The organism is Streptomyces xylophagus, assembly GCF_000716435.1.
Classification (GTDB): Bacteria; Actinomycetota; Actinomycetes; order Streptomycetales; family Streptomycetaceae; genus Streptomyces; species Streptomyces xylophagus.
In genome coordinates this window covers 137,421-150,762 of record NZ_JNWO01000011.1, presented here as the reverse complement: position 1 = coordinate 150,762, position 13,342 = coordinate 137,421, and the positions used below count along the sequence as shown (strand labels likewise).

Sequence of the window (13,342 nt, the reverse complement as noted above, 5' to 3'; positions counted from 1 at the left end):
GAAGGATCTTCACCAGCAATGGCCGACGAGAACACTCCCAGCACGCCTGAAGAGGGCGTCATCGCCCAGCGCGTCGAGCCCGTCGGGCTCGAGACGGAGATGCAGCGCTCGTACCTCGACTACGCGATGTCCGTCATCGTGTCGCGAGCCCTGCCCGACGTCCGCGACGGCCTCAAGCCCGTCCACCGCCGCGTCCTGTACGCCATGTACGACGGCGGCTACCGGCCCGAGAAGGGCTTCTACAAGTGCGCCCGCGTCGTCGGCGACGTTATGGGCAACTACCACCCGCACGGCGACTCCTCGATCTACGACGCGCTGGTCCGCCTCGCGCAGCCGTGGTCGATGCGGATGCCGCTGGTGGACTCCAACGGCAACTTCGGCTCTCCGGGCAACGACCCCGCCGCCGCCATGCGCTACACCGAGTGCAAGCTGGCGCCGCTGTCCATGGAGATGGTCCGTGACATCGACGAGGAGACCGTCGACTTCACGGACAACTACGACGGCCGCTCCCAGGAGCCGACCGTCCTGCCGGCCCGCTTCCCGAACCTGCTCATCAACGGCTCGGCGGGCATCGCGGTCGGCATGGCCACCAACATCCCGCCGCACAACCTCCGTGAGGTCGCGGCGGGCGCCCAGTGGTGCCTGGAGAACCCGGAAGTGAGTCACGAGGAGCTGCTCGACGCGCTGATCGAGCGCATCAAGGGCCCCGACTTCCCGACCGGCGCGCTCGTCGTCGGCCGCAAGGGCATCGAAGAGGCGTACCGCACCGGGCGCGGCTCGATCACCATGCGCGCGGTCGTCGAGGTCGAGGAGATTCAGAACCGCCAGTGCCTGGTGGTCACCGAACTCCCCTACCAGACCAACCCCGACAACCTCGCGCAGAAGATCGCCGACCTGGTGAAGGACGGCAAGGTCGGCGGCATCGCGGACGTCCGCGACGAGACCTCGTCCCGTACCGGCCAGCGCCTCGTCATCGTCCTCAAGAGGGACGCGGTCGCCAAGGTCGTACTGAACAACCTCTACAAGCACACGGATCTGCAGTCGAACTTCAGCGCCAACATGCTGGCCCTGGTCGACGGTGTGCCGCGGACGCTGTCCCTGGACGCGTTCATCCGGCACTGGGTGGCGCACCAGATCGAGGTCATCGTCCGGCGGACGAAGTTCCGGCTGCGCAAGGCCGAGGAGCGGGCGCACATCCTGCGCGGCCTCCTGAAGGCCCTGGACGCCATCGACGAGGTCATCGCGCTGATCCGGCGCAGCGACACCGTGGAGATCGCGCGCACGGGCCTGATGGCCCTCCTGGAGATCGACGAGATCCAGGCGAACGCCATCCTGGAGATGCAGCTGCGCCGACTGGCCGCCCTGGAGCGCCAGAAGATCGTCCAGGAGCACGACGAACTCCAGGCGAAGATCACCGAGTACAACGCGATCCTGGCCTCCCCGGTCCGCCAGCGCGGCATCGTCAGCGAGGAACTCGCCGCGATCGTCGAGAAGTTCGGCGACGACCGCAAGACGATGCTGGTGCCCTTCGACGGCGACATGTCCATCGAGGACCTCATCGCCGAAGAGGACATCGTCGTCACCATCTCGCGCGGCGGCTACGTCAAGCGCACCAAGGCCGACGACTACCGCTCCCAGAAGCGCGGCGGCAAGGGCGTACGCGGCACGAAGCTCAAGGAAGACGACATCGTCGACCACTTCTTCGTGTCGACCACGCACCACTGGCTGCTGTTCTTCACCAACAAGGGCCGCGTCTACCGCGCGAAGGCGTACGAACTCCCGGACGCCGGCCGGGACGCGCGCGGGCAGCACGTCGCGAACCTGCTCGCCTTCCAGCCGGACGAGGCGATCGCCGAGATCCTCGCGATCCGTGACTACGAAGCGGCGCCCTACCTGGTCCTCGCCACCAAGGGCGGCCTGGTCAAGAAGACGCCTCTGAAGGATTACGATTCGCCCCGTTCCGGTGGTGTCATCGCGATCAACCTCCGTGAGACGGAGGACGGTTCCGACGACGAACTGATCGGTGCCGAACTCGTCTCGTCGGAGGACGATCTGCTGCTGATCAGCAAGAAGGCACAGTCGATCAGGTTCACGGCGACGGACGACGCACTGCGCCCCATGGGGCGTGCGACCTCCGGTGTCAAGGGCATGAGTTTCCGCGAGGGCGACCAGCTTCTCTCGATGAATGTTGTTCGACCCGGTACGTTCGTGTTCACTGCCACAGACGGCGGGTACGCGAAGCGCACCGCCGTCGACGAGTACCGCGTCCAGGGTCGCGGCGGTCTGGGTATCAAGGCCGCCAAGATCGTCGAGGACCGCGGTTCTCTCGTCGGCGCGCTGGTGGTCGAGGAGACCGACGAGATCCTCGCCATCACGCTGTCCGGCGGTGTGATTCGTACGCGAGTCAACGAGGTCAGGGAGACGGGCCGTGACACCATGGGCGTCCAACTGATCAACCTGGGCAAGCGCGATGCCGTCGTCGGTATCGCTCGTAACGCCGAGGCGGGATCCGAGGCGGAGGAAGTCGTCGGCGACGAAGCCGTAGACGAGACCACCGAGGGTGTCGCGACCACCGGCACGGACGAGGGTGACGCACCCTCGGTCGAGTAGCACGAGGAGAGAGTCATCGTGAGCGGAGCCACGGGCGCCGGATCGACCGGTACGAACACGGACGGCGGCGGCCGTGGCTCCGCCGCGAACGCGACAGATCCGCACACGACCCAACTGCGTGCGATCGACGTGAAGAAGACGGACGCGCACTCGCCCGACACACATGGATCCCAGGGGGGAACTGTGACGGACACCCGAGGTCCGGGGACCCAGCAGCAGTCTGCTGGGGCGGGCCCGGCCGCGCCCGGCGCCAAGGCTCCGGCCCAGGGCCAGGCGCCGGCCCAGCCGGTCGCGCCGCCGCCCTCCCCGCTGCCGGGGGAGCGCCAGCCGCAGCAGGCGGCGGGGCCGTACCACCCGCCGCAGGCCTACCCCACGCAGGCGCCCGCCGCCGCCCAGAGCGGTGCCGTACGGCGTCCGCGCACGGGCGCGCGCACCGCGCCCCGCACCCGCAAGGCGCGGCTGCGGGTGGCCAAGGCCGACCCGTGGTCGGTGATGAAGGTCAGCTTCCTGCTCTCCATCGCGCTGGGGATCTGCACGGTCGTGGCGTCCGCGGTGCTGTGGATGGTCATGGACGCGATGGGGGTCTTCTCGACGGTCGGCGGCACGATCTCGGAGGCGACCGGCTCGAACGAGTCGAACGGCTTCGACCTGCAGTCGTTCCTGTCGCTCCCGCACGTCCTGACGTTCTCGGGGATCATCGCGGTCATCGACGTCGTCCTCGCCACGGCGCTCGCGACGCTCGCCGCGTTCATCTACAACCTCTCCGCCGGCTTCGTCGGCGGCATCGAGCTGACGCTCGCCGAGGACGAGTGAGAGTCGGGTGAACGGGGGTTGAAACCTCCCTGGGCGGTCCTGTGACTATCGATTTTGGGACTGCCCATGTCGTGCGCTAATCTTCAGGAGTCAGCGCGCGGGACATACTCCGCAGAGCGCGGCGGGGCTATAGCTCAGTTGGTTAGAGCGCATCCCTGATAAGGATGAGGCCACAGGTTCAAATCCTGTTAGCCCCACCAGCACGAAGACCCCCAACCGGTTGCGGTTGGGGGTCTTTGGCGTTTCCGGTGATACTCGCCCATGAGCAGAATCGCTGAGGTCATCGTGTTGGCCAGGGACGCGGAAGACATCATGAAACCGCTGATGCAGCGGGACGACAGCCGTGTGTGGACCGGTGAGTTCACCGATATCGGCCATGGCATGTTCGGCGGCTGGGCCATCGAGTTCGTGAGACGGAGCCGGTGGATCGGGCTGCTGGGGCACCTCGAGTCGCTGCCCTGGCCGTCGCCGCACACCGTTCAGGTGCTGATCCACGACGAGGAGGACGACTGCTTCGGCCTGTGGATGATGCACGACGGCAGGCTCGTGGAGATACCGCTGCCGCGCACGCGCCGGGACTTCTGGGTGAACCACTACACCGGTGAGGTCGATGCGGACTGTCCCGGAATTCTGGTCCGCACGGACGGGCCGGGCGCTGGGCCCGCGGAATGACGGGGCGCGGGCAGGCAAGGAGACCCTCGGCCACGACGGGCCGGGGGTCTCCGGGGTCTTCTCTGGAGCGTTGTACGCAAGTTCGCCGCTGTGTCAGAGAGGTCGGGGTGTGCAGTAGGTGAGGGGGCGCGTCAGCGCTGGAGCGGTACCGCCGGCTCGGCGGAGTCCATGGCTTCCATGGCCTCTACGGCCTCCGTCGCCTCGTCCGTGTCCGTCGGTGGGCGGTGGCGGCAGCTGGGGGACTTGCCGTGGGCCTCGGCGCGGATGCGTTGCTTCATCGTGGGGGGCAGGGACCTGGTGAAGGACCAGGGGGAGATCGCTGGTGTCGTCACCTGCGCGGCGGCGCTGCTCGTGCTCGGTGTCGCGGCGGCGGCCGTCGCGGTGATCGTGATGAGTCCGAGCGCCGTGCACAGCGCGAGGAAGGCGGTGACGAAGGCGTTCCACAACTTCATGACCTTGATCTGGGTCATGGCCCCTCACTTTCAGGTTGGGCGATTTGCGTACTTTCCTCATGATGTGTATGGGGGTCGCGAAGTGGTGGACCGACGCCCGCGGCGCGTCGATGTTCTGATGAACACCACTCGGATGGGTGCAAGTAGCCAGAAAACGGTGGAAGAAGGGTTAATCGGTGGCTAAGTGACCGTCCGTGGAGGTGTGATCACCCTCCGATCGGAGCGGCTGAGTCCGCATCTACTGCGCTGTCCCGGGCGGGAGTTGGCCCCGGACGCAGGTCACCGATCGGTCTCGGTCGGTGTGTATAGTCGGGCGACAGAGGTCCCCTACGTCAAGGAAAGACGAGGTCGCGCGGTGAAGAAGCTTCTCCTGGTCGCACTGGCCGCCATCGGCGGGCTCCTCGTGTACCGCCAGATCCAGGCGGATCGCGCCGAGCAGGATCTGTGGACGGAGGCGACCGACTCCGTGCCCACGGGTTCGTGAGTACCGAGATCCAGTTCTGAGCACGCCCCGGCCGCCTTGCGGTCGGGGCTTTGTGTTGCGCCCTCGCAGTCGTGCGGGTACGGCCCCACGACCCGGGAGTTTCGGACGCTCGAGGGGATTGCCCGGATGCCACGCGCGCGTGCGGGGCAGGATGGGCCACGTCCGGAGCAACGACGAGGGGTGGCGCGTGATGGGGCGGCGTACGGCGTGGTGGCGGACGCGGGCACAGGGCGGCCGTACGCCCGTTGCCGGGGCCGTACGACGCGTCGGTGTCGTCGCCGCCGTGCTGTGCGCGACGGCCGCCCTGACGGGCCAGCCCGCCTCGGCGGCCGGGTCACCAGGCGCCTACGGCTACGACAAGGGCGACCGGGCCGTCAACGGGGCGAGCGACACCGCCCATGCCGTACGTCTGGATCCCGGTGGGACGTACCGGAGTTCCCTCCCGAAGGGCGCCGCCCTCTACTACGGCCTCGATCTCGACGCCACGTCGGACGTCTACGTCTCCGTCACCGCCGTGCCTCCGGCGGGCACCACGGTCGCCGCCACCGACGGCATCAAGGTGTCGATGCGGAACGCCGCGGGCACCGGCTGCACATACCGGAGCGCCACCTTCGGCGCGGGCCAGAGCCCCCACCCCGTGGCCGCCTGGGCCGTACGGGAGGCGGGCAAGGCCCTGTGTAAGGGGGCCGGCAAGTACTACGTGCTCGTCGAGCGGGTCGACGCGTCGGGTTCCTCGCCGGACACCTGGGGTCTGGAACTCACCGCGGTGTCGGAACCCGCGCTGACCCGGGCCGGTACGACCAGCGTGCCCCAGGACTGGAACTCCGCGTCGCCCGAGGCCGTCACGGGGGAGGCCCGGCGCCGTGCGGGCGGCTCGGGGTTCGCCGGGGCGGTCGCCGTGGGGCAGGGCGTGTGGGAGGACGACGTCGAGCCCGGCGGGACCCTCTTCTACAAGGTGCCGGTCGACTGGGGCCAGCAGCTGTCCGTCACCGCCGAACTGGGCGCCACGAGCGGCGGCAGCGGCTATGCGACCGGTGCGCTGGACCTGTCGCTCTACAACCCCGTGCGTGGCTCCGTCGACGAGGCCGGCCTCGGTTACCAGGGCAGTGCGGAGTCGGCCGCGCTCGACCCGCTGCCGCCCGTCGAGTACCGCAACCGCTACTCCGTCGTCGACCACGAGAGCGGGATGCGCTTCGCCGGGTCGTACTACCTCGTCGTGCACCTCGCCGCGCAGCTGGCCGACAGCTTCGGCCAGGGGCCGTTCCCGGTGACGCTGCGCGTGCGCGTCGACGGCTCGGCGCACGCCGGTCCCGGGTACGCGGCGAGCTCCGAACCCCGGAACATCTTCGAGGTGACCACACAGGACCGTGCGGCGGCCGTGACAGGGACCGGCGGGGGAGGCGACACCGCGATGAAGGTGCTCGCGGTGGCCGGCATCGGCGGCGGCAGCGTGCTGCTGGCGACGCTCGGCGTGTGGACGGCGACGGCCCGGCGCCGGGCTTCGACCGCTGCGCCGTAGCGATCCCCGCGCGGCCGCGTCAGATCTGGGTCAGCGCCCAGAACCCCACGGCGTAGCAGGCCAGCGCGAGCAGCAGCATCGGTATCGCCACCCTCGAGGGCGGCCCCGGACGGCGCTTGGCGCGCCTGGCGCGGTGCTGTGCGACCGGCGGCGCGACCGGCGGAACCTGGGCGGTGTACGCGGCAGTTGGAGGCTGGGGGGAGGCCAGGACGCGCGTGACGTCGTACGGGGAGGAGGAGTACACGGGCTGGTCCGCCTGCTGCGGGGGCGGCAGAGGGAAGCTGCCGGTGTCCGACATCGGGGACGGTGGTGGCGGGGGCGGTCGCGAGACGATGCCCTGCCGTGGATCCACGGGTACGGAGTCCGTGCCGGGCCAGGACGAGCCGATGCCCTCGCCGCTCGCATCGCTGCCGGGGGCGTTCTCGGGCTCGGACGGCAGGCGAGCCGTCGTCGACCCCGTGTCCACCCCGGAAGCCCGCTGCAGCGGACCTTCGGGCGCGAACCCCGAAGGAAGCGGCCCCACTTGGTCGAAGATCTCGATCAACTCGTCGTCGGGGCCCGGCTCGGGCAGCAGCTCCGCGGCCGCCGCAAGCGCCTTGCGCGCCCCTGTGGCGGTACGGAAGCGAGCCTGTGGATCCGGCTGCAGCAGCATCGCCACGACCTGCCACAGCGGCTCGGGAATCCCCTTGGGCGCCGCCGGCGTCCCGTGCTCCGCGAAGTACTGCACGAGCGCCTTGGAATCCGGCTTGGCCCCCTCCAGCAGATACAGCGCCACCAGTCCTACGGCGAACAGGTCGGCGGGGAAGTCCGGTTCGGCGCCCATCATCTGCTCGGGCGCGAGGTAACCCGGCGTCCCCACCACGAGGTTGGTCTCCGTCAGGCGCGCCTCGCCGAGCCGCATCGCGATACCGAAGTCGGACAGGCGCAGGCGGGGACGGGCCGTGCCGGTGGCTTCGAGGAGCAGGTTCGCGGGCTTGATGTCACGGTGCACGACACCTTCCGCGTGCACCGCGGCGAGACCGGAGAGGAGCTGGTCGAGCAGCGTGCAGACGAACGCGGGGGGCAAGGGGCCGTAGTCCCCGATGAGATGGACGAGGGAGCCGCCCGTCACCAGGTCCATGGTGAACAGGACCTTGTCGTCGTCGGCGGCCCAGCTGGCCGGCGCGAGCACATAAGGGTGGTCGATCCGCAGCGCCTGTTCCCGTACGAAGCGCAGCAGGGAGTGCGCGTCGCTCTGCTGCAGGACCTTGGCGGCCACATAGCGGCGTCGGCGGTGGTCCCAGGCGCGCCACACCGCGCCGACCCCTCCGCGCCCGATCGGGTCGACCAGTTCGTACCGGCCGGCGAAGACCTCACCCATGGCTGTGCGTCGCTCCTCCCCCTTCGGCTACCCCCGTTGCTTCCCCCGAGACGAGCGATACGACTCCCCCCAGTCGTACTTCCTTGTGGCCGATCCGCACGTGCTTCCGGTGAGTGACACGACCCCCTCGTGCCTCTCGCCGGAAGCGTGCCCGGGCGGCGAACCCCCTGTCGGCGGCCGGGCCGTGGGGCTCAGCTCTGGTGGGACTGGTAGTGCGCGACCGCGTCGGAGGTGCGGCCGGCGCCGTACACCCGGAGGAACTCCGCCAGTTCGGGATGGGACGGGGCGAGGGTGTCCGCCGCGTCGATGATGTCGCCCGCGGCGGCCACCGAGCGCAGCAGCGACTGGATCTCGCGGACCACCCGCTTGACCGTGGGCGCTCCCGAACTGCTCGTCGTGGTCGTGGTGTTGCTGAGCACCGAGCCCCCCTGGGACTTCTTGATCTCGTCCATGCGCTCGGTCGCCTCGGCCGCGCTCACGCTGCCGTCCGCGACCTGTCCCGCCAGGTCCTGCAACAACTGCACCCGCTGGACCACCGCCGGATTGCCGATCTTCGCCCGCTGACCGCTCATCAGCTGGGACAACATCGGCGCGGACAGTCCCAACACCCCCGCGAGACGAGCCTGGTTGAGCCCCAGATCGTCGATGAGCTTACGGAAGAGCGCCCCCAAAGGCTCCCCGTACCAATTCCGCTGCAGCTCCCGCGCTCTGGCGGTGGCTTCCTGCTGTGCGGCGTCCATTGCGTCTCCCCATCGCTTCCCCAAAACCGCGGTTCGCTCTAGCGAACCACGACGAGCATCTTACGGAGAGTGGTCGTTCACCGGGAGCCCCATCTTTTTGCGAGATACCGGGGATGACCCGGTACGCTGGTCCCCGAAGCCCACCGGCGTGTGGTTCTGCCGGTCGGACGCTTCTCTAGCGGGGCCTTAGCTCAGTTGGTAGAGCGCTGTCTTTGCATGGCAGATGTCAGGGGTTCGACTCCCCTAGGCTCCACATCCCGCACCGGCCGGTCGCCCTCAGTGGCGTCCGGCCGGTCTTTGTATGTGCCCATGAGGTGACGTGCGTCACGTAAAAGGCGCATCTTATTTGCGATTGTTTGCGCAAACGGATATGCCGAGCGGAGTCCACGAGGGCGTCGCGTCGGCGGTCGGCGCGGTGTGGGGATGGTGTGCCCGAGTGTGCGGGCCGTGTGTGAGCTGGCTGAATACGGTCGCGTAACCAGGGGTGTGCGGTCCGTTAAGGGGGTCTGTGCGGTACTTGCCCGCTTGGGTCGTTGCAAACGTCATCGCAGGCAGCTTGCGTAAATCAAGGGTGTTCCACGTGAAACATCGCTGTGGGGCAGGAGACCCTCAAGTCTCCTGCCCCACAGCGATGTTGAAAGAGCGCTGGACGTCAGTGGTGCTCGTCGCGGTCCACGGACTGTACGGCGTCCGCGGCCTCGTCCTCGGCCTGCTTGGCCTGGACCTCGGGGTCGAGCACCGACTGGTCGCTGCCGTCCACCGAGGAGAGACGGCCCGTCTCGGGCACCTCGGTCGCGGCGGGCGGCTCGACCAGCCAGTCGGGGTTGGCCTGCTTGTCCCACCACTTCCAGGCGGCGAAAGCGCCGCCCGCCAGGATGCCCAGCACCGCCAGCCCCTTCGCGAGCCGGCCGGCCCTCGCCCGCCGCTCGTGCCTGCGGACCAGCTTCTGGATGTCCTTGGCCGACACCTGGCCGCGCAGCGCGGCGATCGCCGCCGCACCGCGCGCGGCGGCCTCGTCCTTGACCGGGCCTGCGGCGGCGACCGCCTGCTCGATCCTCGGCCGGGAGTACTCGGCGGCCTGCTGGGCGGCCCTGCGAGTACGGACGGCCGCCTCCTGGGCGGCCTGGTCGACCTTCGGCGGCACATGCGTACGGGCCTGCTCCAGGCGCGGGACGACATGGGCGTCGTACTGGACGCGGGCCTGGTCGGCGGCCAGCGACACCTTGGGCGCGAGCCGTACGCGGGCCTCGTGGGCGTAGTACGCGGCCCTGTCCTTGGCCGTGTCGGCGTAAGGCGCCACCACTTCCGCGGCGTGCAGCACGCTGTCCTTCGCCGATCCGGTCGCGGAGCGCACGCTGTCGATGCGGGTCACGGGTTCCTCCTCCTCGGTGGCGTACGGTTCTTCGTCTATCCACCCAATTACGGATCATGCCTGCCAGAGGGCTACGGGGCATGTGAGGGCGGGCATCCGGGTCACGATCACGTGCAATAACGGATGAATACGGGGGAACGGGAGCTTGTCGTCGACAATGCCACGGATCCCCGCTTCACGCCCCTGTCCCGGACCCACTCGGCCGGTTTTCTGCAAGCGAATCCTGTGGAAAAGCCCCCACAGGAGGCCGTCGGGCGACGCGGCCCGTCGAGCGTGCGAGGATCTGGGAGTCACAGGAAGACAACGGAAGGCAGATCGTGGCTGAGCAGCTTTACGCCACCCTGAAGACCAACCTTGGCGACATCGAAGTCCGGCTTCTGCCGAACCACGCGCCCAAGACGGTCCAGAACTTCGTCGAGCTCGCCAAGGGCGAGCGTGAGTGGACCAACCCCGAGACCGGTGTGAAGTCCACGGACAAGCTCTACGACGGCACGGTCTTCCACCGGGTGATCAGCGGTTTCATGATTCAGGGCGGAGACCCGCTGGGCAACGGCACCGGCGGCCCCGGCTACCAGTTCGAGGACGAGTTCCACCCTGACCTCCGCTTCGACAAGCCCTACCTGCTGGCCATGGCGAACGCCGGTCCGGGCACCAACGGCTCGCAGTTCTTCGTCACCGTCTCCCCGACGGCCTGGCTGACCCGCAAGCACACCATCTTCGGTGAGGTCACCGACGCGGCGAGCCAGAAGGTCGTGGACACCATCGCGACCACCAAGACCAACTCCCGCACCGACCGTCCGCTCCAGGACGTGGTCATCGAGTCGGTCGTCGTCGAGACCCGCTAGGGCCGATACCGGCTCTTACCGACGGGAACCAAACGCCCCGCTCATCCGTAAGGATGGGCGGGGCGGTGCATTGCGTACGAAGGATTGAGGGGACCCCATGGACCAGGCGCCAGGCAGCCCGCAGGGCCCGGAGGATCAGCGGCCCCAGGATGCCCAGACCCTGCCGGTCTGTTATCGCCACCCGGACCGCGAGACCGGCGTCCGCTGCACCCGCTGCGAGCGCCCGATCTGCCCCGAGTGCATGGTCAGCGCCTCGGTCGGCTTCCAGTGCCCGGAGTGCGTGCGCGACGGCTCCGGCACGGGGCACGCCCCGACGGCCGCCCAGCCCCGCACGATCGCAGGCGGCACGGTGGCGGCGGACCCGCGGCTCGCCACGAAGGTCCTGATCGGTCTCTGCGTCGCTTTCTATCTGCTCCAGCAGGTGCTGGGCGACAGCTTCACCGAGCGCCTCGAACTCCTCGGTCAGGCGTACGTCCCGCAGTTCGGCTCCGTCGAGGGCATCGCCGAAGGCCAGCCGTACCGGCTGCTGACCGCGATGTTCCTGCACGGCAGCGTGATCCACATCCTCTTCAACATGATGAGCCTGTGGTGGATCGGCGGTCCCCTGGAGGCGGCCCTCGGCCGCGCCCGCTACCTCGCGCTCTACTTCGTCTCGGGTCTCGCGGGCAGCGCGCTCACCTACCTGATCGCCGCCCCGAACCAGCCCTCGCTCGGCGCCTCCGGTGCCATCTTCGGGCTCTTCGGTGCGACCGCGGTGCTGATGCGCCGGCTCCGGTACGACATGCGGCCGGTCATCGCCCTGCTGGTGATCAACCTGATCTTCACCTTCGGCTGGGCCAACATCGCCTGGCAGGCCCATATCGGCGGCCTGGTCGCCGGTGTGATCACCGGGTACGCGATGGTGCACGCCCCGCGTGAGCGCCGTGCCCTGATCCAGTACGGCACCTGTGCGGTCGTACTGGTCGTCGTCGTGGTGTTGACGCTGATCAGGACGGCTCAGCTCAGCTGATATCAAACCGTTGTCCACAGTGCGTGGCGGATCTTGTGCATACCGTGCAGAACAGCTGCGCCCCCTGACACTGATCCGCGTTTGTGCAGGTCAGGCAGGGGGCGAACAGGCTTGCGGTTGCCGGTGTGTCAGTCACACCAGCGTCAACACTCAGTGGGTTATCCACAGATCGTCGTTCTTTTTCCCCAGGCCCGCTGTGGATACTTCTCTGGCCTGTGGATAACTCAGCGGAAAGTCGTGGGCAGAGCTGAGTTCACCGAGGTGTGGCCGCTACTTCCACTGCGTGGAGACGCCGAACCCCGCGGCGATGAAGCCGAAGCCCACCACGATGTTCCAGTTGTCCAGGCTGTCGATGGGCAGGGAGCCGTCGGTGACGTAGAAGACGACGATCCAGGCCAGGCCGAGGACGAACATGGCCAGCATGACCGGTGCGACCCAGGCACGGCTGTTCAACTTGATGGCGGTCGCCGCTTTCGCCGGCGGCGGCGTGTAGTCGGCCTTCTTGCGGATACGTGACTTCGGCACGAGGGTCTCTCCTGTCGATGCGCTGCGTGGCCGCGCAGGGAACTGGGGCGGGCTCCGGGGCAGCGTACAAGGGGACACTGAGTGCTCCCCCGGGCGTCCGTTAGCGTAGTGCTTCCGCGGCGCCGAAGGAGATAAGGGTACGTTGAGCAATTCTGCCGACTCCCCCGGGGCGGGTACCAGTCCCGCCCGTATCCGCCGTTTCCGTCCCGTACGGATTCTCACGGTGGCCGTCTTCGCCCTCGCGGGGCTCATCTTCTTCACCAGTTTCAACACGGCCAAGGGCACCAACATCCGCACGGACGCCTCCTTGCTGAAGCTGTCCGACCTCATCCAGACCCGCAGCCAGAAGAACGGCCGGCTGGAGGACGCCAACGGAGTCCTGCGCGACGAGGTCGACGCGCTCCGCAAGGAGGACGACACCAGCACCGGCGCCGACGACAAGAAGCTCACGGCACTGGAGCGGACCGCGGGCACGCAGCAGCTCAAGGGCAAGGCGCTCACCGTCACCCTCAACGACGCCCCGCCCAACGCCACCGCCAAGCTGCCCGGCTACCCCGAGCCGCAGCCCGACTACCTGGTCATCCACCAGCAGGACCTCCAGGCCGTGGTGAACGCCCTCTGGAAGGGCGGCGCCAAGGGCATCAAGGTCATGGACCAGCGGCTGATCGCGACCAGCGCCGTGCGCTGCGTGGGCAACACCCTGATCCTCCAGGGCCGGGTCTACTCACCGCCGTACAAGATCACGGCCGTGGGCGATCCGGAGAAGATGCATCAGGCGCTGGCGGCGTCCAAGGCGATCCAGAACTACATGGTCTACGTCGACGTCTACGGGCTGGGCTGGAAAGTGACCGACGACGGGACGGTGACTCTTCCCGGGTACTCGGGCACAGTGGATCTGCACTACGCGAAGCCAGTGGAGTAGGCGGCCGTACGGGAGTTGC

13 protein-coding genes and 2 tRNA genes are annotated in these 13,342 nt (G+C 68.5%); 10 read left to right on the top strand and 5 right to left on the bottom strand.

Annotated elements, in window-relative coordinates; genetic code table 11:
- Positions 1-18 precede the first annotated feature (18 nt).
- From gyrA to OO70_RS25485, 4 genes are all read left to right on the top strand, one after another.
- A complete protein-coding gene (gene gyrA, locus OO70_RS25500; protein WP_043675992.1) occupies positions 19-2,610 on the top strand; it encodes a DNA gyrase subunit A in 2,592 nt (863 codons plus the stop codon).
- Positions 2,611-2,628: 18 nt separating this feature from the next.
- Entirely contained in the window at positions 2,629-3,423 is a 795-nt protein-coding gene (locus OO70_RS25495; protein WP_043675988.1) for a DUF3566 domain-containing protein, read from the top strand.
- Between the two features lie 123 nt (positions 3,424-3,546).
- Positions 3,547-3,623 (top strand) — tRNA-Ile (locus tag OO70_RS25490).
- 61 nt (positions 3,624-3,684) lie between these two features.
- Positions 3,685-4,095, top strand: coding sequence for a hypothetical protein (locus OO70_RS25485; protein ID WP_043675985.1), 411 nt, complete (start codon positions 3,685-3,687; stop codon positions 4,093-4,095).
- A gap of 131 nt (positions 4,096-4,226) precedes the next feature.
- On the opposite strand, the gene OO70_RS25480 is transcribed toward OO70_RS25485, so the two are convergent.
- A complete protein-coding gene (locus OO70_RS25480) occupies positions 4,227-4,565 on the bottom strand; it encodes a DUF6344 domain-containing protein (RefSeq protein ID WP_043675982.1) in 339 nt (112 codons plus the stop codon).
- A 337-nt stretch (positions 4,566-4,902) separates the two neighbouring features.
- On the opposite strand from OO70_RS25480, the gene OO70_RS56140 reads away from it, so the two are divergent.
- Both OO70_RS56140 and OO70_RS25475 read left to right on the top strand, forming a co-directional pair.
- Entirely contained in the window at positions 4,903-5,031 is a 129-nt protein-coding gene (locus OO70_RS56140) for a DLW-39 family protein (RefSeq protein WP_003999697.1), read from the top strand.
- A gap of 151 nt (positions 5,032-5,182) precedes the next feature.
- Positions 5,183-6,550 (top strand): hypothetical protein, encoded by a 1,368-nt coding sequence (locus tag OO70_RS25475; protein ID WP_051741595.1) that lies wholly within the window; start codon positions 5,183-5,185, stop codon positions 6,548-6,550.
- Positions 6,551-6,569: 19 nt separating this feature from the next.
- Here OO70_RS25475 and OO70_RS25470 read toward each other — a convergent pair whose 3' ends face one another.
- Positions 6,570-7,910 (bottom strand): serine/threonine-protein kinase, encoded by a 1,341-nt coding sequence (locus tag OO70_RS25470; protein WP_043675980.1) that lies wholly within the window; start codon positions 7,908-7,910, stop codon positions 6,570-6,572.
- A gap of 191 nt (positions 7,911-8,101) precedes the next feature.
- A complete protein-coding gene (locus OO70_RS25465; protein ID WP_019073558.1) occupies positions 8,102-8,650 on the bottom strand; it encodes a helix-turn-helix domain-containing protein in 549 nt (182 codons plus the stop codon).
- 180 nt (positions 8,651-8,830) lie between these two features.
- On the opposite strand from OO70_RS25465, the gene OO70_RS25460 reads away from it, so the two are divergent.
- Positions 8,831-8,903, top strand: a tRNA-Ala gene (locus OO70_RS25460).
- A 399-nt stretch (positions 8,904-9,302) separates the two neighbouring features.
- Here OO70_RS25460 and OO70_RS25455 read toward each other — a convergent pair.
- Positions 9,303-10,022 carry a DUF5324 family protein gene (locus OO70_RS25455; protein ID WP_043675976.1) on the bottom strand — a complete coding sequence of 240 codons (720 nt, stop codon included), beginning with the start codon at positions 10,020-10,022 and terminating at the stop codon, positions 9,303-9,305.
- A gap of 317 nt (positions 10,023-10,339) precedes the next feature.
- Here OO70_RS25455 and OO70_RS25450 point away from each other — a divergent pair, with 317 nt between their 5' ends.
- Both OO70_RS25450 and OO70_RS25445 read left to right on the top strand, forming a co-directional pair.
- Positions 10,340-10,867 carry a peptidylprolyl isomerase gene (locus tag OO70_RS25450; protein WP_043675973.1) on the top strand — a complete coding sequence of 176 codons (528 nt, stop codon included), beginning with the start codon at positions 10,340-10,342 and terminating at the stop codon, positions 10,865-10,867.
- A gap of 97 nt (positions 10,868-10,964) precedes the next feature.
- Positions 10,965-11,876 carry a rhomboid family intramembrane serine protease gene (locus OO70_RS25445; RefSeq protein ID WP_043675970.1) on the top strand — a complete coding sequence of 304 codons (912 nt, stop codon included), beginning with the start codon at positions 10,965-10,967 and terminating at the stop codon, positions 11,874-11,876.
- A 270-nt stretch (positions 11,877-12,146) separates the two neighbouring features.
- Here the strand turns inward: OO70_RS25445 and crgA are convergent, their stop codons facing one another.
- Positions 12,147-12,401 (bottom strand): cell division protein CrgA, encoded by a 255-nt coding sequence (gene crgA / locus OO70_RS25440; RefSeq protein WP_043675969.1) that lies wholly within the window; start codon positions 12,399-12,401, stop codon positions 12,147-12,149.
- Positions 12,402-12,543: 142 nt separating this feature from the next.
- On the opposite strand from crgA, the gene OO70_RS25435 reads away from it, so the two are divergent.
- On the top strand, positions 12,544-13,323 hold the full coding sequence (locus tag OO70_RS25435) for a DUF881 domain-containing protein (RefSeq protein ID WP_078651547.1): 780 nt from the start codon (positions 12,544-12,546) through the stop codon (positions 13,321-13,323).
- The last annotated feature ends 19 nt before the right edge of the window (positions 13,324-13,342 follow it).